This is a genomic window from Carnimonas nigrificans ATCC BAA-78, assembly GCF_000526695.1.
Lineage (GTDB): Bacteria > Pseudomonadota > Gammaproteobacteria > Pseudomonadales > Halomonadaceae > Carnimonas > Carnimonas nigrificans.
The window spans coordinates 71,341-93,556 of the sequence record NZ_JAGO01000010.1 but is presented as its reverse complement, the minus strand read 5'-3'; the positions used below and the strand labels follow the sequence as shown (position 1 = coordinate 93,556).

Here is a 22,216-nt window from a genome sequence, read left to right as displayed (position 1 = left end):
GCGATTGACTGGTCAAAGCGCAAGCTCGAAAGCGTTTTTGATCCAGTGAAAATCTAGCGTATGGGATGCGCCCCCTGTTACCGCAACCACATCGAAGCGGCATGGGCAGTTAAGGGTGTGCCTCTGTAGATAAGCGCTTGCCGCGGTAATAAGCCGCCGCTGTTTGGTGGCGGTAACGCTCTCCAGCGGCGACCCGTAGCGATTGTTGCGGCGATAGCGCACCTCGACAAACACCAGTGTGTTGTGATCACGCATCACCAGGTCTATTTCCCCGCCTCGGGCATGTGCATTGCGACCCACTTCCTCTAGCCCCTGCTGGACGAGAAAGCGGGCAGCCTCGGTCTCCATGCGTTGCCCGAAGGCGCGCTGATTGCGCAACATGAACGAGCGCTATCAGGGGGTGGCTGGCACGCCACCGCGGAATACTGCCCACGGAAGCTGACGTGAAAAGCGGCGATTGTCGCCTACCGTCAATGTACCGGTGGCCCCTTGCAACTGAATGCTGGGGATACTCTGATAGACCGGCAGGCGCTTGGCGAGTTCATAGGCATCTACACCCATGGCTGCCAGCTTGAGTGCGGAAGCCGGCAGGTCGTCATCACCATGCAGAGCATGATACGCCTCGGGGTAGGGCAGATTGTCGCCTACCACATTGGGTATTTCCCAGGGGATATTGGGGAAGTACACGCCGTTCAAATCACTGTCATCACTGGGTGAGGGGTTGCCCGAGTAGGCATGTGACGTGGCGTATACCGGCACGTTCGAATTGTAGTAGCGAAGTGCCGGAGGAACCTGGCGAGCATAGGGTGGCAGGCCAAACATGAACAGCATGTCGGTGCCGCCCTGAATGGCGGACCTTACGGTTGATGTGGCGGAACCGTTGGGCTGGTAGCGCTGAATGTTGCCTACCTGCTGGCCGTTGGCCTGCCACTGCTGTGAGAAGGCATCCAGTACCCTGCCACCCCAGCCATTGTCCGGCACCAGCACGCTAGCGGTGTGATGGCCCTGCTGGGACGCGAAGTTGGCTACCTGGCGCGCTTCATCTTCTGCAGAAAGCCCATATTCATACAGGTTGCTGGCCTGGTTGGTGGCTGCGTTACCGTAGTTGAGTGCCAGAGTCGGTAGCGGTAGCTGCTGACGGCCTTCGAGCTGAGTCACCTGATCCTTGTCGAGCGGGCCGATGACTACCTGAGCGCCCTGAGCTTTGGCCTGATTGTAAAGATCGTCGAGCGAGCCGTTGGCGGCGTCGATGAAATCAAGGGTAGGGGCGCTACTGCCGCTGGCAGCCAGCGCCTGATTCTGCGCTTCCATGCCCTGTCGGATCGCGTCAGCGACGGTGGCATAAGGCCCGCTTTGTGGCAGCAGCACTGCAACCCGTGTGACTTCTTCTGCGTTCAGGTTTTGTACAGCGGTCAGCTCATGGGGCGGGCGCTGCGACGCAGGGTGCTCGGGATATGCTGAGCGCCAGTGTTCGACCTGCTGCTTGAATTCAGCGAGATCGCCCGAATTTTGCAGGCGTAGCTGGCCGAGGGTAATCCAGCCATCCGACAGGGCATCCGGGTTGGAGAGTTGGCTCAGCTGGCTTTCGTTCAGTGCCGCCAGTTCGCGCCAGATGGCATCGTTGAGCGTTGGGTCGTTGTTGTTATTGCGCTGGGCACTGATAAGAGCCGCGGCAGCTTTCATATGATCGCCCTGACGCCCCAGTGCTTGCCCTTGTACTGCTTCGAGTCGATAGCGCTGCTCGCTTGAGAAGCTGAGCTGATCGAGTGCGCCATTGGCAATGCTCAACGCAGAGGCGTAATCACCGCTGTTGTAGGCGCTTTCAGCCTTGATAACGGCAAAGCGAGCGCGCCCGTTGGCATCGAGATCACGGCCATCAATTTTATTGATGATCTCGGCGGCGTGCTGCTGGTCACCCTGCTGAATCAGCATTTCCGCCGCCTGTAGACGGCTCTGCGCGGCGGAGCTTCCCTGTTGCTGGTCAGCATTCTGGAGCAGGTCTGTAGAAGAAGACTGATCGCCTCCAAACGGTGAAGATGCGCATCCACTCAGGATGAGTGATGCCAGCGTTAGGCCGCTCAAACGGTGCAGCGTATCTCGCATAAAAAATGTCTCCTGATCCCCTTGATTTGGCGGTAAGGAAGCGAACGCGCCAAGAGTGCATGGTGTAAAGAACAGGTCTTTATACCATTAGCTTGCGTGAAGGTAGTTTAGTTGCATGTATCTGGATATCGCCAATTGTGAACTCGCGTGAGTAACACGTCGCTGCGAATTGCCAGATGCGCCAGCGCGGGTACAATCGCATGGCGCATTCCTGCCGCCCATCAATCTTTGCCGCTACCCATGTGTGCCCGACCCTAACTGGAGTTTTCATGAGCCAAGCCTCCCATGTCATGCAGTCATCCCGAGCTGAATCGGGAGAGCCGGGGGCATTGTACGTTGTCGCCACGCCGATTGGTAACCTCGACGATATGTCCACCCGCGCGCTCGATATCCTGCGCAGTGTCGATGTGATTGCCGCTGAAGATACGCGACACAGTGCCAGACTCATGGCGCACTTTGATATTCGTACGCCGATGCTGGCGCTGCACGATCACAACGAGCGTACCCGAGCGGAGCAGTTGGTGGCGCGTATTGAGCAGGGCGAGCGAATCGCGTTGATCAGTGATGCGGGCACGCCCTTGATCTCCGATCCAGGTTATCGTCTGGTGGCCCAGCTGCGTAGTGCCGACCTGCGTGTGGTGCCTGTGCCTGGCCCCTGCGCCCTGGTTGCGGCGCTAAGCGGAGCGGGGGTAGCCACTGACCGCTTTCGTTTCGAAGGCTTTCTGCCGGCCCGTAGCAGTGCGCGCAAAAACGCACTGGAAGCGCTGGTCAGGGAGAGCGCCACTCTGGTGTTTTACGAATCCCCCCACCGCATCACCGATAGCCTGACCGACATCGCAGCGGTCTTTGGTGAACGGCGTTTGGTGCTGGCGCGCGAATTGACCAAACGCTTTGAAACCTTTCTGGAAGGCAGTGCCGAAGCATTGCTCGCGATCATGGCGGACGACCCCGATCAGGCACGCGGTGAATTCGTGGTGATTGTGGAAGGTGCTCCAGAGCAGTCGGAAGAGGAAGGCAGTGTCGACGCAGAGCAGCTGCTGATGGCGATGTTTGAGGCGGGAGTGGGCACCAAGCAGATAGCGACGGTAGCGACGCGGCTATTGGGGGGCAGGAAGCAACAATGGTACGAACGTGCCCAGCAGCTTAAGGATGCACAAGGGTAGCGCTCATTAAGGGCCGTTTTGATGCGTTTTTACCTTGAGAGAAGGGGGGAGCGCTGGTATTCTCCGAGCCGAGAGAGCAGGCTAGACAGTCGCCGCCGTTATGCTGCTTCGGCAGTATGGCGGGGGAGGAAAGTCCGGGCTCCATAGGGCAGAGTGCCAGGTAACGCCTGGGCGGCGTGAGCCGACGGAAAGTGCAGCAGAGAGAAGACCGCCTACGCAGGTCCGTTTCAGACGGGCTGCCGGTAAGGGTGAAAGGGTGCGGTAAGAGCGCACCGCGCGGCTGGCAACAGGCGTGGCATGGTAAACCCCACTCGGAGCAAGACCGAATAGGCCCCCTTTGGTGCGGCCCACACATGGGGGCGGGTAGGTTGCTTGAGGCAGGCGGCGACGCCTGCCCTAGAGGAATGGCTGTCCACGACAGAACCCGGCTTATCGGCCAGCTCTCTCCCTGAAATTCTTGTAAGGCAGCACCACCGTAGTCGTCAGGATGACGTTGCGGACGCGGCCTTTAGCAGGTGCGGCGGTGGGTTTCAGGCTCCCGTTCGCACTTTTATTTTATTTCCACTCAAGTCAACAGGTGTCATCGCGTTGAGGGATGAAGTAGCTGGGACGCACACCTCTCCAGACGCTGCCGCGGATGCAGCGTACAAACATGTCAGCGTACTGCTCGATGGTGCGGTGAGCGCGCTGGTCGGTAACCCCGATGGTCTATACATAGACGGCACCTTTGGGCGCGGTGGGCATAGCCGTGCCATTTTGAACTCCCTTTCTCCTTCCGGTCGGTTGCTGGCGATTGACCGCGATCCCGAAGCGCTGGCGGCGGCTGCGGCCATTACCGATGAGCGCTTCTCCATTCACCGGGCGACGTTTGCTGAGATGGACCTTGTTGCTGAACAGGCGGATATCAAGGGGCGCGTCGATGGCGTGCTGCTGGATGTTGGCGTCTCGTCACCGCAGCTGGACGATGCGCGGCGCGGCTTCAGCTTCCTGCGTGATGGCCCGCTGGACATGCGCATGGACCCTGACTCGGGGATGTCGGCAGCGGAGTGGATTGCGACGACTTCCGAAAGCGAAATGGCGCGGGTGTTCAAGGTGTATGGCGAAGAGCGCTTTGCCAAGCGGTTGGCGCGTGCGGTATGCGAGCGGCGTCGCGAAATCCCCTTCACCCGTACCGCTGATCTGGCTGAAGTGCTCAAGACAGCACACCCTGCGTGGGATAAATTCAAGCATCCCGCTACCAAGGCATTCCAGGCGATCAGGATATTCCTCAACGATGAGCTGGGGCAGCTTGAGCGCGCACTCAAGGCGGCGCTTGAGGTATTGGCGCCGGGCGGGCACCTGGTCGTTATCAGCTTTCACTCCCTTGAAGATCGACTGGTGAAGCGCTTCTTTCGTGATCAATCGCGTGGCGATACGCATTTGCCGGCCAACCTGCCAGTTCGAGAAGATCAGCTTGAACGGCATATGGCGCTGGTAGGCAAGGCTCAGCGTGCCAGTGAAGCGGAAGTTGATGAAAATCCGCGTGCGCGCAGTGCTGTGATGCGCGTCGCACGCAAATTATGACGAGGACGCTATGGCAGCGGTTGCTGAGCAAAGAAAGACCGGGCGACTCAACGCGCGCGTGGGTGGGCTTTATCGCAAACTGTTTTTTGGCGCTACGCTATTTAGCGTAGTGGTGCTCGCTGTGATCAACCTGATGACCGCCTTCGCGGTGGTCACCGTGACCCACCAGACGCGCGTCCAATATGCACGTCTGCAAACCCTTGAGCACGAGCGTGATGCGCTTCAGGCCAACTGGAGCCGTCTGTTGCTGGAAGAGAGTACCTGGTCGTCACCTTCCCGCATTGAGGCAATTGCCCAGCAGCGCCTGCAAATGAAAGTGCCCGCGGCCGATGCGACCAGGGTGCTGAAACCATGAGTCAGTATAACAACCGCAAGAATAACGAACGCTCCGACTCGCGTCGCCAGCGTGCCCGTCCGCTGGCCGCTGCATCGTGGCGCTTCAACGTGATGCTGGTGGTGATACTGGCAGCTCTGGCGGCGCTGGTCTGGCGTATCGTTGATCTACAGGTCGTCACCCAGGATTTCCTTGCCGGGCAGGGCGATGCACGCACCGTGCGTGTGGAAAGTATCGACGCCCACCGTGGCATGATTACCGACCGCGATGGCGAGCCGCTGGCGGTCTCGACTCCGGTTATCACTATCTGGGCCAACCCCAAACAGCTACCGACCGACCGCACTGAACTGACACGTCTTGCCCAGGCACTGGGAAAAAATCCCAGCGACTTCATTAATCATGTCAACGGGCTGCGTTCGCGCGGCTTTATCTACCTGCACCGGCGCATGACGCCTGAACTGGGGCAGCGGGTACTCGATCTCGATATTCCGGGCGTGTATGGACAGCATGAATACAAGCGTTATTACCCCGCTGGCGAGGTGACAGCCCAGCTTCTCGGGGTAACCAACATTGATGATAAAGGGCAGGAAGGACTTGAGCTTGCCTATGATCGCTGGCTGACGGGCACCAAAGGGCAGCGCCGCGTACTGGTGGACCGCAAGGGGCGTCTGGTGCGTGATCTGCACTTGATGCAGGACGCTCACCCTGGCGGTCAGCTGCATCTCTCGATCAACCAGCGTTTGCAGTTTTTGGCTTATCGCGAATTGGCCCGTGCCGTTGAAGAGCACAATGCGGATGCGGGAAGTCTGGTAATGATGAATGCGCGTACCGGTGAAGTGCTCGCTTCTGCTGACGTGCCTTCTTTCAACCCCAATAACCGTGCAGGGATGGACTCGGAAGGGCTGCGTGAACGTGTGCTGACCGATGCCTTTGAACCAGGTTCGGTCATGAAACCGCTGGCGATGTCGGCGATCATAGATTCAGGCAAGGTCTCACCGAATCAGGTTATCAATACCTCGCCCGGCTATGTCAGGGTTGATGGCTACACCATTCACGATGTGCGCAATTTTGGTCGCCTGACCCTGACCGGCATCATCACCAAGTCCTCCAACGTGGGCATGACCAAGCTGGCACTGTCGGTGCCCAATGACACTATCTGGAACCGCTACAACCAGATGGGTATTGGACACAGCCTGGGTACAGGTTTCCCCGGAGAGGCCACCGGTAGTCTGCCGCCACCCAGCGGCTGGTCCGCAGCGAAGCGTGCCACGCTCGCTTATGGCTATGGCATGTCGGTATCTCCTTTGCAGCTGGCGACCGCCTATACCACGCTGGCCAACGATGGGTGCCGCTTGCAGCCGTCGCTGCTCAGACTGGACAAGAAGCCGCAGTGCGATCAGTTGATTTCGCCAGAAACGGCGCACAAGGTCGTTAACATGATGGAAACCGTGGTTGGCCCTTATGGTGGTGGCGGGCGTGCCAATATCGACGGCTATCGTATTGCCGGTAAAACCGGCACGGTGCGCAAGGTGGGCGCGAGCGGTTACGAGCGTAACTCCTATCGTTCCAACTTCGTGGGCATTGCGCCCGCCTCTGACCCACGCTTGATTGTGGTGATCTCCATTGATAACTCGCGCAAGGGTGGCTACTACGGCGGTGTCGTTTCAGCGCCGGTATTCTCCCGTGTGGCTGGCCCCGCGCTGCGCATGCTGGATGTTCCGCCTGATAGCGATGCAGCTCCCTATAATCCTGAATCTCCTGCTCAACAGGTGAAGGACGCTGAACAGGCCAGGGAAATTACCGGACTGCAAAGCCGGCAGGCAGCGCAAGAGGCGGCGAGTGGAGGCACCAATGACTGATATGGCACCGGTGGCGCTCTCGGGTGTGCTGCGAGTAACGCCGATGGCCTTGAGGCAAGCGCTGGCAGCATCGGGTGTCTCTGCCCCCGAGCCTGCCTTTGCATTGTTGCATGAAGGTGCGGCCTTACGGCTGGATTCCCGCGCGGTTGAGTGCGGTGACATTTTTATTGCCCGTCAGGGTAGCCGTAGCGATGGACGCACCTTTATCGAGAGTGCATTGAGTGCGGGAGCAGCACTGGTGCTGTGTGAAGGCAGCGCTCCCCTGGCGAGCGAAAGAATTGTCGAAGTGCCTGAATCCGCTGTCTGGCTGGGCGACTTCCTTAAGCAGTTACTGCCGCCGCAGGTGGCAGAGATGACCACCATCGCGGTTACCGGTACCAACGGTAAAAGTTCCGTTACCCACTATATGGCGCAGCTCTCCAATGCACTGGGGCATTCCGCGAGTGTCGCGGGCACCCTGGGGGTTGGGCATCCCGACGCTCTGCTCGATACTGGTTTAACGACGCCTGACCCGATTACGCTAGCTGCCGTAGCAGGCGAGCTGGCTGCCAACGGCTGCCAACGGCTGGCACTTGAGGCTTCCTCCCATGCGCTGGATCAGCACCGCCTTGATGCGTTGTCGATTGATGCAGGCGTACTGACCAATCTGAGCCGCGATCATCTTGATTATCACGGCAGCATGATGGCGTATGCTGCCGCCAAGGCAAAACTGTTCAAACGCAGTGAACTTAAGGTGGCGGTCGTCAATGGTGCTGATGATTACGCTAACCTTGTGTCCGCCGGTACGCCGTCAGGCGCTCGCAAGCTGCGCGTGGCAGGAGAAAATGCGGACTTTGGCGTAACCCAGTGGCGTGCCGGCAGCAGTGATCAACATGCCACGCTGGATACGCCGGAAGGGCTGCGTGAACTGTCGCTTAAGCTGCTGGGACGTTTCAATCTGGATAACGCACTGCTAGCGATTGCCACGCTATACGCGCTGGGCGACCCTCTCGACAGGCTGCTTGATGCTGCCGCTGAACTGCGTCCGGTGCCTGGTCGCATGGAGCGTATCGCAGAGAAGGGGGCACCGCTGGTCGTGGTGGATTACGCCCACACTCCTGATGCTCTTGAAAATGCGCTGACGGCACTCGGCGATCACGCTGGCGGCAAGGTTTGGTGTTTGTTCGGTTGCGGCGGTGATCGCGATCCGGGCAAGCGCGCCATGATGGCCGAAGTCGCTGCGCGTCTGGCTGAGCATGTAGTGATTACCGATGATAACCCGCGCAGTGAAGATGCCGCCGCCATTCGTGCGCAGATTGGTACCGGTATCTCTGAGCAGGTACGCGCAGCCATTGATATACAAGAGATAGGCGACCGGCGTCAGGCGATTGAGTCCAGCATTGCCACTGCCAGTGCCGAGGATATGATTTTGATTGCCGGTAAAGGACACGAGTCGTATCAAGAGATCAACGGTATCCGTCACGACTTCTCCGATATTGATATTGCCCGCGCCGCTGTGCAGCGGCGGGTAGGCCAGGGTGGTTAACATGATAACGTCCTTGAAGGCAGCCGCTGACGCCATGGGCGCCCAGTTTGAAGGCACTGATCAACCGTTTGTTGCGCCGCGCACCGACAGCCGTGCCGTAGCACAAGGCGACCTGTTTTTTGCCATGCGCGGCGAAGCAATGGATGGCCATCTCTTTGTAGCGACAGCGCTGGAAGCTGGTGCGGCAGCAGTGGTGGTCGATCACGATATAAGCGTTCAGGTGCCAGCCGCCATAGGGCGTCAGTTGGTGGTCAAGGATACCCGCCTGGCGCTCGGGCTGTTGGGCGGCAGCGTGCGCCAGCAGTGGGGCGGCTCGCTGTCGGCTGTCACCGGCAATAGCGGCAAGACCACCGTCAAGGAGATGATCAAGGCCATTCTCGAAGAGGCATCTTCCGAGGAGCAGGTCGTGGCTACCCACGGCAATCTTAATAGCTACGTCGGAGTACCCCTCACACTGTGTCGGCTTCAGGCGCAGCATCAGTGGGGCGTGGTCGAGCTGGGCGCTAACCATGTAGGTGAAATTTCGTGGACCGCGCCGTTGGTACAGCCGCAGGTAGCGGTTATCACCAATGTGACCGGTGCCCATATGGGAGAATTTGGCGGCCTTGCGCGTATTGCGCAGGCCAAGGCGGAGATTCTCTCCGGTCTGGCGGAAGGTGGAATCGCGGTACTGAACCGCGACGATACCTTTTACCCACTATGGCGTCGTCTGGCGATACTGCGCGGTGGTGAAGAGTGCATTCGCGACTTCGGCATATCCTCCGCTGCCTATGCACACCCACGCAATGTTGGGCATGATGCCCACGGTCGCTACCATTTTGAGCTTCAGCTCGGCGATGCTGATGCCGGGACGGTGTCTCTTGCGCTGCTGGGCGAACATAACGTGCGTAATGCGCTGGCGGCAGCGGCGGCAACGAGCGCATTGGGTGTTGCTCCTAACGTGATTGTGCGCGGCCTGGAGCGAGTAGCCTCGGTGGGTGGGCGCATGGCGCTGCGGCGCGGCAAGTGCGCCAGAACGCTGCTGGATGACACCTATAATGCCAACCCTGGGGCTTTTCGTGCGGCGCTTGAGACGCTGGCGCTACAGCCTGGGCCGCGCTGGTGTCTGCTGGGGGCAATGGGTGAACTCGGTGAGCAGAGCGCTGCACAGCATGCTGCGATTGGTCACTATGCCAAAGCGCTTGGCATTGATGGCCTGATCGCTTATGGCGAGTCTGCCACTGCGGCGGCCCACGCCTTTGGTGGCGAGTGTTTTGATGACTGGGAAGCGTTTCTGGCAGCAGCTGATGAGAAGCTTCCTGCCAATGCTTCCGTGCTGATCAAAGGGTCGCGCAGCACCTTGATGGAACGAGCGGTTGAGCATTTTGCCGAATAAGGTGTCAGTAGAGTCTGTCCAGGCGTCATAGCCTAACGACAGGAAGATTGATGGACAGTCCGTTGTGCAGCACTGACAGCGGCTGTTTTCGCCGAATGATGCTGTTCGGCCAACTAACAACATTGTGATTGAGTAAATGCTTCTACTTCTGACGGAATGGCTGTCTCACTTCTCTTCAGCCTTTAACGTGTTTGGATATACCACCACTCGAATGGTACTGGGTGCGCTGACGGCGCTGGTCACTTCCATGGTGGTGGGGCCCTGGTTTATTCGCCGCCTGATTGACGGTCAGATAGGACAGTCGGTGCGTCAGGACGGTCCTGAGTCGCATCTCTCCAAGGCGGGTACTCCCACCATGGGCGGCGGCATGATCCTGATCTCGATTGCCGTGACCACGCTGCTGTGGGGCAGCCTGAGTAACCTCTATCTGTGGGTAGTGCTGCTGGTGACCCTGGGCATGGGCGTGGTCGGCTGGGTCGATGATTATCGCAAGGTGGTCGAGAAGAACTCGCGCGGTCTGCCGGCGCGCTGGAAGTATTTCTGGCAATCGGTCATAGCGCTGGTGGCGGGCATTGTGCTTTACCTGCATGCGCAAACGCCTGCTGAAACGGCCTTGATTATTCCGCTGCTGAAGCATTATGCGATTCCCCTGGGGCTTTTCTATATCGTCTTCACCTACTTCGTGATTGTGGGCAGCTCCAACGCAGTGAACCTGACCGATGGTCTCGATGGACTGGCTATCATGCCGACCGTGCTGGTAACGCTGGGGCTGAGTATTTTCGCCTTCGCCAGCGGGAATGCCGTATTCGCTGATTATCTGCATATTCCCTTCATCAATGGGGCCAATGAGCTGTGTATCTTTGCTGCGGCCATTGTGGGGGCCGGGCTTGGCTTCCTGTGGTTCAACACCTATCCCGCGCAGGTGTTCATGGGGGATGTAGGCTCGCTGTCGCTGGGCGCTGCGCTTGGCATCATGGCCGTGATTGTGCGCCAGGAGATTGTGCTGGTGATCATGGGCGGCATCTTCGTGGCCGAAACGGTCTCGGTGATTCTGCAAGTGGGGTCTTACAAGCTGACCGGAAAACGTATCTTCCGCATGGCGCCCTTGCATCACCATTTCGAGCTGAAAGGCTGGCCCGAGCCTCGCGTTATCGTGCGTTTTTGGATTATCACCTTCGTGCTGGTGCTGGTTGGCCTGGCAACGCTTAAATTCCGCTGAGGCGTATTGAATGGCTGAAGGATGTACCTTCCACGTACCGTCCGACCATCTGCTGGTGGTCGGGCTAGGTGTGTCTGGTCTTGCGATCGCGCGACATTTAAAGCGCCACGGGATCGCCTTTGTCATGGCCGACAGCCGCGAGCAGCCTGCGGGGGCGGTGCAGTTTAGGCGCGAATTTGGCGAGGTGCCGCTCCATTGTGGCGATTTGGCCCTGATCGACATGAGTGCTGCCCGCGAAGTGGTGATAAGCCCTGGGGTTAACCCTCAGCAGGCGGTCTTTGAGGACGTACGGGAGCGGCTGATCGGGGAGCTGACGCTATTCAAGCGTGCGCTGCCTCATAACGCCAAAGTGATTGCGATTACCGGCTCCAACGCCAAGTCGACCGTTACAACACTGGTGGGCGATATCGCGCGCTGCTGTGGCGTTGATGCCGGCGTTGGCGGCAATCTGGGTACGCCTGCACTAACGCTTCTGGAGCAGGGGCACGATCTTTATGTGCTCGAACTCTCTTCCTTCCAGCTGGAAATGGTGGAGCAACTGGCACCCGAAGTAGCGTGCTTTTTGAATCTCAGTGAAGACCATCTGGATCGACATGGTGATATGGCGGGCTATCAGGCGGCCAAGCAGCGCATTTTTGAAGGTGCGCAGTGCGCTGTGGTCAATCGCGATGACAGCGTCACCTGGCCGCAGGTAACGCTGCCCACGCACACCTTTGGCATCGGAGCGCCCGCGGCTGACCAGTGGGGGATTGCCGTGCATAACGGTGAATCCTGGCTGTGTCAGGGCGATCAGCCCTGGCTGGCGGCCTCCGCCCTGCGCGTGGCGGGTATTCACAATGTCGCGAATGTGCTGGCTGCGCTGGCGATCAGTGTGGCAATGGGCTGGCCGCGTGAGGCGGTGCTGACAGCCGTGCAGCGCTTCAACGGTTTGCCGCACCGTGTCGAGGTGATGGGTGAGCACGCTGGCGTGCGTTACATCAATGATTCAAAAGGCACCAACGTGGGAGCTAGTCTGGCGGCCATTGAAGGTATTGCCGCTACTCTCACGGGCAGGATTATCTGGCTGGGCGGCGGTGTGGGCAAAGGGGCGGATTTCTCTCCTCTGGCGCCAGCGCTGGCAGCACATGCCAAGGCTGCGCTGCTGTTCGGACGCGATGCGGCACTGCTGGAGGCAGCCCTTGGGCACGCCGTGGCATGTCAGCGTTTCGCTACCATGGAGGAAGCGCTCGCAAGAGGCGCTGAGCTGGCACAGGCTGGTGATGCCGTGCTGCTGTCGCCTGCCTGTGCCAGTCTCGATCAATTTGCCAATTACGAAGCGCGGGGCGATGCCTTCCGCGCGTGGTTTGAGCGTCAGGGCGAACCCAGCGCCCACGCGGTCAAGGAGTGACGATGAGTCTTCTTTCACGGCTGGAACACCGCTTTTCAACCCGCGATCAGCTCCTTGATGGATGGCTGATGCTGGCGGCGCTGACGCTGGCGGCACTCGGGTGGGTGATGGTGACTTCCGCATCCACCGAAGTGGCGGCCAGTTCCACTGGCAATCCGTACTATTACAGTATTCGCCACGGTATCTATATCGTGCTCGGCTTTATCGCCTGCATGGTGGTGATGCGAGTGCCCATGTCATGGTGGCGTGCCAATGGCCCTACCTTCTTTTTGGTGGGGCTGATACTGCTGGTTGTGACACCGGTGATGGGGCATTCGGTTAACGGTGCGCGACGCTGGATACCCTTGGGCATTATCAATTTGCAGTCGTCAGAGGTCGCCAAGATCTGTCTGGTGGTCTATCTGGCGGGCTATATGGTTCGCCATATCGAGCGGGTAAGAAATACCTGGGGCGGCTTTGGTCTACCGCTGCTGCTGGTGTTTCTTCAGGGGGTGCTCTTGATCATGGAGCCTGACTATGGCTCAACGGTCGTAGTGCTGTCCGCGGCGATGGGTATGTTGTTGATGGCTGGGGTGAAGCTGTGGCGCTTCGCTCTGCTATCGGGCGGGGTGATTGTGCTAGGCGTCTTTGTCGCCTTTGCTGAGCCTTATCGCGTGCAGCGTATTACCAGCTACCTTGATCCCTGGGCCAACCAGTACGCGAGCGGTTATCAGCTGACTCAGGCATTGATCGCCTTCGGGCGCGGCGGCTGGACCGGCACAGGGCTTGGTAACAGTATTCAGAAGCTGTTCTTCCTCCCCGAGGCACACACCGACTTCGTGTACTCAGTGCTTGCTGAAGAGTTGGGGCTTATCGGGGCAGTCGGCGTTGTGGTGCTGTTTGCCATTCTGGTATACCGCGCCTTTCGCATCGGGCGCACGGCTGAATTGACCGGCCGTTTGTTTTCGGCCTTCGTCTGCTACGGCCTTGCCGTTATTTTCGGCGCTCAGGCATTTATCAATCTGGCGGTGAACACCGGTATGCTGCCCACCAAAGGGCTAACGCTGCCGCTGGTCAGTTACGGCGGATCGAGCATGTTGATCTCGGGCGTCATGGTGGGGCTATTGCTGCGTGTCGATGGTGAAACCCGCGCCTTCCTCAATGCCTCGCGTCAGGGGCGAAAGCGGCGCGAGCGCGATGATCACCGTCCTTTCAGCGGGGGAGACCACCATGTCTGAACAAGCACCCATGCGTATGCTGATTATGGCGGGCGGCACCGGAGGCCATGTGATTCCCGCACTGACGCTGGCTCGCGAGCTGGCTTCGCGTGGTGTTGAAATTCATTGGCTGGGGTCGCCGCGCGGTATCGAGAACGAACTGGTGCCTCAGGCCGGTATCCCGCTTCATCGCATTGCGATCAGTGGACTGCGGGGCAATGGTGCCGCTGGTTGGCTGAAGCTGCCGTGGCGTCTGTCGCGGGCAGTGGCTCAGGCGCGCGCGATTATCAGGCAGGTGCAGCCATCGCTGGTAATCGGGCTGGGCGGTTTTGCCAGTGGCCCTGGCGGACTGGCAGCGAAATTGACCGGCACGCCGCTGGTGATTCATGAACAGAACGCGGTGGCTGGAATGACCAATTCCACGCTGGCCCGTTTCGCTACCCGAGTGTACGCCGCCTTTCCTGGGGCTTTTCCTGCTTCGCGCCATGCTGAAGTGATTGGTAACCCGGTGCGTGCGGAAGTTGCTGAAGTGGGCCACCATGTGCGCAGTATCGAAGAGCTGCAAGCGCGGCGCGTGCGCCTGCTGGTGATGGGTGGCTCGCTGGGCGCAGTGGCGCTTAACGAGACGGTGGCTCCCGCGCTGGCAACATTACCGCTGGAACAGCGCCCCGAAGTGCGTCATCAGGCGGGGCGCAACAAGCTGGAAGCGACTCGCGCCGCTTATGAAAAGGCGTCGGTAGAAGCATTCTGTAGTGAATTTATTGATGATGTCGCGCAAGCCTACGAATGGGCCGATCTGGTCGTGTGCCGTTCGGGAGCATTGACCGTGGCAGAGCTGGCGGCGGCTGCCAAGCCGTCGATTCTGGTGCCTTTCCCTCATGCGGTAGATGACCACCAGACTGTTAATGCGCGTGACCTGAGTGATCATGATGCAGCAGTGCTGCTGCCGCAGTCCGAGATGAGTGCCGAGCGTCTGGCCAGAGAAATCGTTGATCTGCTTGATCCGCAACGCCTGCATCGGATGGCCGCCGCTGCACAGGGACGTGCGCGGCCTGGCTCAATGGAACAGATGGCCAATGGGTGTATGGAGATAGCCATTGAAAAATGAAGAATTGAACGCGCTGCGCGCGGAAAAACGTCCGCAATTTCTCTCGCGCAGTAGCACTGGAAGAATTCGCCGCATCCATTTCGTGGGCATCGGAGGCTCGGGAATGTGCGGAATCGCCGAAGTGCTGCACAACCTTGAGTTTGAGGTCAGCGGCAGCGACCAGCGTCGCTCGTCGGTAACCCGCCACCTGGCTCAACTGGGAATTTCGGTAGCTATCGGTCATCAGCGCGAGAATGCCGCAGGGGCGGATGTGATCGTGGTATCGAGCGCCATTGATCCGACCAACCCCGAGATAGAGTATGCGCGTGAGCGCCGTATTCCTATTGTGCGACGTGCAGAGATGCTGGCGGAGCTGATGCGCTTCCGCAATGGCATCGCGGTCGCCGGTACTCACGGCAAGACCACCACCACTAGTCTGGTGGCAACGCTGCTGGCAGAAGGCGGCCTTGATCCTACCTTTGTGATTGGGGGCCTTCTGACCAGTGCCGGCACCAATGCGCGGCTCGGAGAGGGCGAGTATCTGGTGGCCGAGGCCGATGAGTCGGATGCTTCCTTCCTGCACCTTCAGCCGATGAGCTCGATCATCACCAATATAGATGCTGATCACATGGCTACCTATGAAGGTGATTTTGCACGCTTGCAGGACGCTTTCATCTCCTTCCTGCATAACCTGCCCTTTTATGGTCAGGCGGTGGTGTGCATTGATGACAGCACCGTGCGTGAGCTGCTGCCGCGTATCCATCGCCAGTTTGTGACCTACGGCTTTGCCGAAGATGCTGACTTCCGTATCGAAAACTTCCGTCAGTTTGCCAGCGAGATACACTTTGATGCGGTACGCCCCAACGGTTTGCCTTCCCTTGAAGTGGTTCTCGCCATGCCGGGGCGTCATAACGCGCTGAATGCGATGGCCGCCATCGCGATCGCGACGGATGCTGGAGTAGCCGATGAGGATATCCAGCGTGCGCTGGCAAGCTTTGCGGGAGTAGGGCGGCGCTTTCAGGTCCATGGCAATTTCGCACTCGCTGATGGGGCAGGGGAGATCATGCTGGTCGATGACTACGGCCACCACCCGCGTGAAGTCGAGATGGTGATTCAGGGGATTCGCCAGGGCTGGCCGGAGCGACGTCTGGTGATGGTCTATCAGCCGCATCGCTATAGCCGCACCGCCGAACTTTACGATGAATTCGTGCGTGTGCTCTCAGGCGTTGATACGCTGCTGCTGCTGGATATCTACTCGGCGGGGGAAGCGCCTATCAGCGGTGCCGACAGTCATTCACTGGCGCGCTCGATCAGACAGCGCGGGCAATTGGATCCGCTATTCGTTGAAGAGAAGGCCGCACTGCCCGACATGCTGGAACGAGTATTGCGTGACGGTGACATCTTGATTACTCAGGGCGCGGGTGATGTCGGCTCGATCAGTCTTGCACTGGCACGTAGCAAGCTCGATCTCAAGCATGTGGAGCTGTAATCGACGTGAATTGCGAGAAACCTAATGCCCAATAGTCTGTTTAACCGTCTGCTCGGTGTGGTGCTGATTGTCGTGGTGCTGGGCGCAGGCGGGCGAGTGCTGTGGTTCTGGCTCGATCAACCGATTCAGTCGGTGCAGGTGGATGGTCAATTCAAGTACATCCATAGCGCCGATCTCAGTCGTCAGCTCTCCCGCAATGTGACCGGGCAGCATTGGCTGTCGGTTAATCTGAATGCCTTGCGTGAGCAAGCGTTGCAAATCCCATGGGTGGATGAGGCGCGCATTACTCGCGTCTGGCCCCGTGGGTTGAAATTTGAACTACAGGAACAGCGGCCGGTAGCCTGGTGGAACGATAACTATTTATTGAACGATAAGGGTGAATCATTCCAGGTGCTTAATAGTGGCAACCTGTCTGATGATATGCCTTATTTGGCTGGTCCTGATGAGCGTGGTGCTGATGTGCTGGGCTTTTATCGCAGTCTCGAAAAACGCCTTAAACCGCTCGGCATGACGGTTACCCAGGTGCGCCTTGAGGCCCGCGGGGCTTGGCGTTTCCAGGTGAACAACAACTTCTGGGTTGTACCGGGAAGAGGCGATCTCGACGTGCGCGTACAGCGCTTTATAGTGGCCTGGCAGCGAGCGCTATCGAAGGATGCCAATAATATTCGCTATGTTGATTTGCGTTATCCCAATGGTCTTGCCGTTGGCTGGCACGGTGAAACACATGCACCTTGATTTATATTGATAGTGCTGTTTATTAACATGCTTAATTAGCAGTAAAAATAAAATTTGTAGATAATTAAGTTCGCCCTAACGTAAAGGGTGGCTTAAATAAAGGGATAGTCTTTCGTCGCACGAGGGGCTATTTCTTTTTATTTGCAATAAAAGTATTTTCAAACCGCAATACGCTCATGTAAGATGTGTTTTAGGGCCATCGTGCCGCGAGGGGATGCCAGTGGCGCCCTGAACGAGGCGCGGCACGAAGGTGCCAGCTGCTTATGCGGTTTCACTCGCCTGGCTCGCACGCCGTTCCCCGGGCAAGTTTGATAACGTTTAATAACGAGTGGCTGGTACCGGTTTATCGGCGTGTTTACGCAATGGTCATCTTGGTTCAATTTTAGTTACGAAATTTTACAGGGAGTAACGCCGACATATGGCTGGACATTCCAACGCTTCCAACATGGTGGTCGGTCTGGATATTGGAACATCCAAAGTCGTCGCCATTGTCGGTCAGCCAACAGACGATGGTGGTATCGAAATCGCCGGTATTGGTTCCCATCCTTCCCATGGGATGAAGAAAGGCGTCGTGATTAATATCGAGTCCACCGTGCAGTCGATTCAGCGCGCCATCGAAGAAGCTGAACTGATGGCAGGGTGCGATATCCATTCGGTATTCGTTGGTATCGCGGGTAGCCACATCAGCTCAATGAATTCAGACGGCGTTGTGGCGATCAAGGAGCGTGAAGTCACTCCCTACGATATTGAGCGTGTAATCGACTCCGCGCGTGCTCGTGCTGTTTCGGAAGGTCAGCGTATCCTTCACGTGCTGCCGCAGGAGTATGCGATTGATTCCCAGGAAGGGATTCGTGAACCATTGGGTATGTCGGGAGTCAGACTCGAAGCGAGAGTCCATCTTGTCACTGCCGCACTTAATGCAGTGCAGAACATCGAAAAGTGTGTACGTCGCTGCGGCCTTGAAGTAGACGACATCATTCTTGAGCAGCTCGCATCCAGCTACGCAGTCCTGACGGACGATGAGCGTGAGCTGGGTGTCTGCATGGTAGATATCGGTGGTGGCACCACCGATATGGCGGTGTTCACGGAAGGTGCCATTCGACATACAGCGGTTATACCCATCGCCGGTGATCAGGTAACCAACGATATTGCCATGGCGCTGCGCACACCTACGCAGTACGCTGAGGATATCAAGGTGAAGTATGCCTGTGCGTTGACGCAGCTGGCCGCAAGTGATGACATCATTCGTGTGCCGGGTGTCGGCGAAAGGGCTCCTCGTGAGCTTTCTCGCCAGGAACTGGCACAGGTAGTCGAACCACGTTATGAAGAACTTTTTACCCTTGTGCGTGAGGAACTTCGCCGCAGCGGCTACGAAGATTTGGTAGCTGCCGGTATCGTGTTGACAGGTGGTACTTCTCGCATGGAAGGCGTCACCGAACTGGCAGAAGAGATTTTCCACATGCCAGTCCGTATTGCAGTACCACAGAACGTGCGTGGCCTGGCCGATGTGGTGCGCAATCCTATCTATTCCACTGGGGTGGGGCTGCTGTTGTATGGGCTGCGCCACCCTCAGCAGGGTTACGACGAGGCTTCGTTCGAGAAGAACGTCGGACGCGGTGAGGGGCAGTCCCATCGCAGTTATTCCGAACGAGGAACTCGCTCTATCGGTAACTCGTTGCCATCTGCCATTGATAGAATTCGCGGCTGGATCAAGGGCAATTTTTGAAAAGACCGCATAGCGGTTTAGGGAGACGGGGCTTATGTTTGAATTAGTTGACAATGCGCCATCCAACAATGCGGTCATCAAAGTGATCGGCGTTGGCGGCGGAGGTGGCAACGCTGTCAACCATATGGTTGAGAGTAGTATCGAAGGGGTTGAATTCATCTGCGCGAACACCGATGCGCAGGCCCTGAAACGAGTTGCTGCAAAAACAGTGCTTCAGTTGGGTACTGAAATCACCAAAGGGCTTGGTGCAGGTGCCAACCCCGAGGTAGGACGCCAGGCGGCGCAAGAGGATCGCGATCGTATTGCGGAACTGCTTGAAGGCGCCGATATGGTATTTATCACTGCGGGAATGGGGGGCGGTACCGGTACCGGTGGTGCACCTGTTGTTGCCCAGGTGGCCAAGGAACTGGGAATCCTGACCGTTGCAGTCGTAACGCGTCCGTTCCCCTTCGAAGGGCCCAAGCGTCAGCGCGCCGCAGAAGAGGGTATGAAAGAGCTGTCAGAGCATGTTGACTCTCTGATTACCATTCCGAATGAAAAACTGCTGACAGTGCTGGGCAAGAACGCCAGCCTGCTGACTGCATTCAGTGCTGCCAACGATGTATTGCTGGGCGCTGTGCAGGGTATTGCTGAGCTGATTACCAGCCCGGGCCTGATCAACGTCGACTTTGCCGATGTGCGCACCGTGATGTCAGAAATGGGCATGGCGATGATGGGTACTGGCACCGCGACGGGCGAGAATCGCGCTCGCGAGGCTGCCGAGAAAGCAATCCGCTCGCCGCTGCTTGAAGATGTGAATCTTAACGGCGCGCGCGGTATTCTCGTTAACATTACTGCTGGTCCTGATCTTGCCATTGGTGAGTTCAACGAAGTGGGTATCGCGGTTCAGGAATTCGCCTCCGAAGATGCTACCGTGGTCGTGGGCTCCTCCATTGATATGGATATGTCCGACGAACTGCGTGTCACGGTGGTGGCTGCAGGTCTTGAAGATGCTCGCACGCCGGTAGGTGCAGGGCGTGCGGCTGAGCACGAAGCGCGTACTGCGCGTAGTGACAGCGATTACCGCAAGCTTCAGCAGCCTAGTGGTGGCCGTCCTTCCGTAGCTGCTCGTGAGCGTGATCGCGACCGAGATCGTGATGAGCGGTTCAGCGAGCGTCGTGGCAACGCCGCTGCCAAGTCTCGTGATCTTGACGATTACCTTGATATACCGGCCTTCTTGCGTCGCCAGGCTGATTAATCGCAGTAGCGATGACATGAAAACGCCGATGTGTGCCAGTGCCCGCATCGGCGTTTTCGTCTTTATGTCACTTAGCGGGTGTAATGGATAGCCGCTTAACCCGGGTTAAACAAGTAGTGGTCTGGTTTTTCGAACACCGTTCGTTGTAGACGTTTGCGCAAGCTGATAAGCTGAATGGGTATCATCCCGCTTTTTGAATGACAGGTAGTCATGATTCGCCAACGTACCCTCAAAAACATCATTCGCGCCACTGGAGTGGGGCTGCACTCGGGAAAAAAGGTGTATCTGACCTTGCGCCCGGCACCCGTCGACACGGGCATTGTATTTGTTCGTACCGACCTCTCTCCACAGGTTCAGATTCCTGCACACCCTGAGCGTGTGCATGACACCATGCTGTGTACCGCTGTTGCCGAAGGTGATGCTCGGGTTGCGACGGTTGAGCACTTGATGTCAGCGCTTGCGGGTCTGGGGGTTGATAACGCTTACGTTGAGGTGAGTGCCGCAGAGATTCCTATCATGGACGGCAGCGCTGGTCCCTTCGTCTTCCTGCTTCAGTCAGCGGGAATTGTTGAGCAGCAAGCGGCGAAAAAATTCATTCGCATCACCAAACCGATCGAAGTCGAAGATGGCGATAAAACTGCCGGCTTTTTGCCTTACGATGGTTTCAAGGTCAGCTTCGAAATCAATTTCGATCATCCGGTATTTGCATCACAGCGCCAGAAGATGGAAGTCGATTTTTCAACCACCTCCTTCGTTAAGGAAGTGAGTCGCGCACGCACCTTTGGCTTCCTGCGCGATCTTGAGCGTATGCGTTCCAGCAATCTGGCGCTGGGTGGCAGCCTGGATAACGCCATCGTGGTAGATGAATATCGTATCCTTAACGAAGACGGGCTGCGCTATGACGATGAGTTTGTGCGTCATAAGGTGCTTGATGCCATTGGTGATCTCTACCAACTGGGCCATAGCCTGATTGGCGAATTTTATGGGTACAAGTCAGGTCATGGGCTTAATAACAAGCTAGTGCGCAGTCTGCTGCAACACCCTGAATGCTGGGAAATTGCGACCTTCGAAGAGGGCGAAGAAGCTCCTGTCAACTATTCGGCACCTGCGACCGCCTGATTCACTGAAAAGTAACGGGATGTTGTCGTCAGGCCAGACAATGCCGCTCAATGAGCGGCATTTTGTATTTATAGCTCAGCCCAAACACTAGCAACTGGAGTCACTGTCGGTCGTGGTATGGGCAGCAAGGCGCGCCAACGCTGCCTTGAGCTGAGGGTCGTCGGTATAGTCGGCGCACTCCTTGATATGCTCAGCGGCGGAGGCCGATAGATAGCGTCGCTGTTGAGGGGCTACGTGGGTTGGTTTGAGCGGCCTTACCTTGAAAGAGAGCGAACTGACACTGGCCATCTCAGGCAGGTAGCGCAGTAGCGCCAGCAGGCGCGCCCGCTCAAAGCGCAGCCAGGTAAGCCAGACGGCGCGGTCGGTCAGAATGGTCAGGCAGCCGTCGGTCACACCGCCCACCAGCACATGCCCCTTGAGTTCTTCAGGCAGGTGCTCTTCTAGCTGCTGCTGCGCTTTGGCAATCGCCTGAGCCTTGCTCAGCAGGGGTGCAAGTTCGCTGCGGGACACCTGGGAACGGGACGAATTCGCGAGTAAACGCGAGACGGGCTGTGCGTTCCGTTTCTTAACCTTTATACTCATCGGCCTATCATCAACCCGTTATAAATGCTCAAGGTAATGTCTTATTGCCCCTGATATCGCGCAACGCGCTGCAAGCAGGGAATACAGCATAATTTATCATGTCAGAGTCAGCTTCCCACAACAGAAGTTACCGTCCTTCGTTTAGCCGCCGCCGTCATGGCTGGCTGTTAACTGGCCTGTTGGTGACTTGTCTGCTGCCCATCGCCATGTCGTCGGCGCTGATGCAACACCGACTGGAGCTGATGACGGCTGAGCTTTCGCGTATCGCCTTCCAGGTACCTGAAACCATTCGTGCGGTGTCACGTCGTCGCAGCGTGCGACAAGGGCGACGCGCGCATCGGGTTTATCTGGGACAGGTAATTCTGCGCTGTGTGGCACTGCCACAAGCACTGTTTATCGCCATGACGACGGGGCAGCGGTGTTTCCTGCGTCGTGGCCCGCCAGGTGTCTTCCGCCACTAGTCCAACTTCCCTGGTGCCCTGCATGGTCGGGCATCATACGCACACTACAATGATCG

General features: G+C 57.9%; 19 protein-coding genes and 1 other RNA gene. 17 read left to right on the top strand and 3 right to left on the bottom strand.

Going from position 1 to position 22,216, the window contains the following annotated elements; genetic code table 11:
- Positions 1-12: 12 nt before the first annotated feature.
- On the bottom strand, positions 13-381 hold the full coding sequence (locus tag L881_RS0101660; protein ID WP_025731985.1) for a YraN family protein: 369 nt from the start codon (positions 379-381) through the stop codon (positions 13-15).
- A gap of 12 nt (positions 382-393) precedes the next feature.
- Positions 394-2,103: a penicillin-binding protein activator gene (locus L881_RS0101655; RefSeq protein ID WP_025731984.1), complete on the bottom strand. Its 1,710-nt coding sequence runs from the start codon at positions 2,101-2,103 to the stop codon at positions 394-396.
- Positions 2,104-2,372: 269 nt separating this feature from the next.
- On the opposite strand from L881_RS0101655, the gene rsmI reads away from it, so the two are divergent.
- The 16 genes from rsmI (at position 2,373) to lpxC (ending at position 21,117) form a co-directional block, all read left to right on the top strand.
- A complete protein-coding gene (rsmI, locus tag L881_RS0101650; RefSeq protein WP_025731983.1) occupies positions 2,373-3,266 on the top strand; it encodes a 16S rRNA (cytidine(1402)-2'-O)-methyltransferase in 894 nt (297 codons plus the stop codon).
- A gap of 73 nt (positions 3,267-3,339) precedes the next feature.
- Positions 3,340-3,714: RNase P RNA component class A (gene rnpB / locus L881_RS13355), an RNA gene on the top strand.
- Between the two features lie 140 nt (positions 3,715-3,854).
- Entirely contained in the window at positions 3,855-4,829 is a 975-nt protein-coding gene (gene rsmH / locus L881_RS0101645) for a 16S rRNA (cytosine(1402)-N(4))-methyltransferase RsmH (RefSeq protein ID WP_025731982.1), read from the top strand.
- 10 nt (positions 4,830-4,839) lie between these two features.
- Entirely contained in the window at positions 4,840-5,184 is a 345-nt protein-coding gene (gene ftsL / locus L881_RS12645; RefSeq protein ID WP_025731981.1) for a cell division protein FtsL, read from the top strand.
- The gene (locus L881_RS12640; protein WP_084055359.1) at positions 5,181-7,022 is read left to right on the top strand and encodes a peptidoglycan D,D-transpeptidase FtsI family protein; all 1,842 of its coding nucleotides are present in this window, start codon (positions 5,181-5,183) and stop codon (positions 7,020-7,022) included. The genes ftsL and L881_RS12640 overlap by 4 nt, the downstream gene beginning before the upstream one ends.
- A complete protein-coding gene (locus L881_RS0101625) occupies positions 7,015-8,547 on the top strand; it encodes a UDP-N-acetylmuramoyl-L-alanyl-D-glutamate--2,6-diaminopimelate ligase (protein WP_156926472.1) in 1,533 nt (510 codons plus the stop codon). The genes L881_RS12640 and L881_RS0101625 overlap by 8 nt, the downstream gene beginning before the upstream one ends.
- A 1-nt stretch (position 8,548) precedes the next feature.
- Positions 8,549-9,922, top strand: a complete 1,374-nt coding sequence (locus L881_RS0101620; RefSeq protein ID WP_034578152.1) for a UDP-N-acetylmuramoyl-tripeptide--D-alanyl-D-alanine ligase — start codon at positions 8,549-8,551, stop codon at positions 9,920-9,922.
- A gap of 136 nt (positions 9,923-10,058) precedes the next feature.
- Entirely contained in the window at positions 10,059-11,141 is a 1,083-nt protein-coding gene (gene mraY, locus L881_RS0101615; RefSeq protein WP_025731978.1) for a phospho-N-acetylmuramoyl-pentapeptide-transferase, read from the top strand.
- A 10-nt stretch (positions 11,142-11,151) separates the two neighbouring features.
- Entirely contained in the window at positions 11,152-12,528 is a 1,377-nt protein-coding gene (gene murD / locus L881_RS0101610; protein ID WP_025731976.1) for a UDP-N-acetylmuramoyl-L-alanine--D-glutamate ligase, read from the top strand.
- A 2-nt stretch (positions 12,529-12,530) separates the two neighbouring features.
- The gene (ftsW, locus tag L881_RS0101605) at positions 12,531-13,745 is read left to right on the top strand and encodes a putative lipid II flippase FtsW (protein WP_025731975.1); all 1,215 of its coding nucleotides are present in this window, start codon (positions 12,531-12,533) and stop codon (positions 13,743-13,745) included.
- Positions 13,738-14,832, top strand: coding sequence for an undecaprenyldiphospho-muramoylpentapeptide beta-N-acetylglucosaminyltransferase (murG, locus tag L881_RS0101600; protein ID WP_025731974.1), 1,095 nt, complete (start codon positions 13,738-13,740; stop codon positions 14,830-14,832). The genes ftsW and murG overlap by 8 nt, the downstream gene beginning before the upstream one ends.
- A gap of 4 nt (positions 14,833-14,836) precedes the next feature.
- Positions 14,837-16,300, top strand: a complete 1,464-nt coding sequence (gene murC, locus L881_RS0101595) for a UDP-N-acetylmuramate--L-alanine ligase (RefSeq protein ID WP_051464775.1) — start codon at positions 14,837-14,839, stop codon at positions 16,298-16,300.
- A 24-nt stretch (positions 16,301-16,324) separates the two neighbouring features.
- Entirely contained in the window at positions 16,325-17,035 is a 711-nt protein-coding gene (locus L881_RS0101590; RefSeq protein WP_025731972.1) for a cell division protein FtsQ/DivIB, read from the top strand.
- A gap of 418 nt (positions 17,036-17,453) precedes the next feature.
- A complete protein-coding gene (ftsA, locus tag L881_RS0101585) occupies positions 17,454-18,761 on the top strand; it encodes a cell division protein FtsA (protein ID WP_025731971.1) in 1,308 nt (435 codons plus the stop codon).
- Positions 18,762-18,795: 34 nt separating this feature from the next.
- Positions 18,796-19,998 carry a cell division protein FtsZ gene (ftsZ, locus tag L881_RS0101580; RefSeq protein ID WP_025731970.1) on the top strand — a complete coding sequence of 401 codons (1,203 nt, stop codon included), beginning with the start codon at positions 18,796-18,798 and terminating at the stop codon, positions 19,996-19,998.
- 210 nt (positions 19,999-20,208) lie between these two features.
- On the top strand, positions 20,209-21,117 hold the full coding sequence (lpxC, locus tag L881_RS0101575) for a UDP-3-O-acyl-N-acetylglucosamine deacetylase (RefSeq protein WP_025731969.1): 909 nt from the start codon (positions 20,209-20,211) through the stop codon (positions 21,115-21,117).
- Between the two features lie 87 nt (positions 21,118-21,204).
- On the opposite strand, the gene L881_RS0101570 is transcribed toward lpxC, so the two are convergent.
- Positions 21,205-21,699 (bottom strand): DciA family protein, encoded by a 495-nt coding sequence (locus L881_RS0101570; RefSeq protein ID WP_025731968.1) that lies wholly within the window; start codon positions 21,697-21,699, stop codon positions 21,205-21,207.
- A gap of 98 nt (positions 21,700-21,797) precedes the next feature.
- Here L881_RS0101570 and L881_RS13320 point away from each other — a divergent pair, with 98 nt between their 5' ends.
- A complete protein-coding gene (locus L881_RS13320) occupies positions 21,798-22,160 on the top strand; it encodes a hypothetical protein (RefSeq protein ID WP_025731967.1) in 363 nt (120 codons plus the stop codon).
- Positions 22,161-22,216 lie beyond the last annotated feature (56 nt).

Bases quoted from the DNA above. Each gene is read 5' to 3' on its own strand.
- L881_RS0101660 (WP_025731985.1), bottom strand. From the start codon at position 381: ATGTTGCGCAATCAGCGCGCCTTCGGGCAACGCATGGAGACCGAGGCT.
- L881_RS0101655 (WP_025731984.1), bottom strand. From the start codon at position 2,103: ATGCGAGATACGCTGCACCGTTTGAGCGGCCTAACGCTGGCATCACTC.
- rsmI (WP_025731983.1), top strand. From the start codon at position 2,373: ATGAGCCAAGCCTCCCATGTCATGCAGTCATCCCGAGCTGAATCGGGA.
- ftsL (WP_025731981.1), top strand. From the start codon at position 4,840: ATGGCAGCGGTTGCTGAGCAAAGAAAGACCGGGCGACTCAACGCGCGC.
- L881_RS12640 (WP_084055359.1), top strand. From the start codon at position 5,181: ATGAGTCAGTATAACAACCGCAAGAATAACGAACGCTCCGACTCGCGT.
- L881_RS0101625 (WP_156926472.1), top strand. From the start codon at position 7,015: ATGACTGATATGGCACCGGTGGCGCTCTCGGGTGTGCTGCGAGTAACG.
- L881_RS0101620 (WP_034578152.1), top strand. From the start codon at position 8,549: ATGATAACGTCCTTGAAGGCAGCCGCTGACGCCATGGGCGCCCAGTTT.
- mraY (WP_025731978.1), top strand. From the start codon at position 10,059: ATGCTTCTACTTCTGACGGAATGGCTGTCTCACTTCTCTTCAGCCTTT.
- murD (WP_025731976.1), top strand. From the start codon at position 11,152: ATGGCTGAAGGATGTACCTTCCACGTACCGTCCGACCATCTGCTGGTG.
- ftsW (WP_025731975.1), top strand. From the start codon at position 12,531: ATGAGTCTTCTTTCACGGCTGGAACACCGCTTTTCAACCCGCGATCAG.
- murG (WP_025731974.1), top strand. From the start codon at position 13,738: ATGTCTGAACAAGCACCCATGCGTATGCTGATTATGGCGGGCGGCACC.
- L881_RS0101590 (WP_025731972.1), top strand. From the start codon at position 16,325: ATGCCCAATAGTCTGTTTAACCGTCTGCTCGGTGTGGTGCTGATTGTC.
- ftsA (WP_025731971.1), top strand. From the start codon at position 17,454: ATGGCTGGACATTCCAACGCTTCCAACATGGTGGTCGGTCTGGATATT.
- ftsZ (WP_025731970.1), top strand. From the start codon at position 18,796: ATGTTTGAATTAGTTGACAATGCGCCATCCAACAATGCGGTCATCAAA.
- lpxC (WP_025731969.1), top strand. From the start codon at position 20,209: ATGATTCGCCAACGTACCCTCAAAAACATCATTCGCGCCACTGGAGTG.
- L881_RS0101570 (WP_025731968.1), bottom strand. From the start codon at position 21,699: ATGAGTATAAAGGTTAAGAAACGGAACGCACAGCCCGTCTCGCGTTTA.
- L881_RS13320 (WP_025731967.1), top strand. From the start codon at position 21,798: ATGTCAGAGTCAGCTTCCCACAACAGAAGTTACCGTCCTTCGTTTAGC.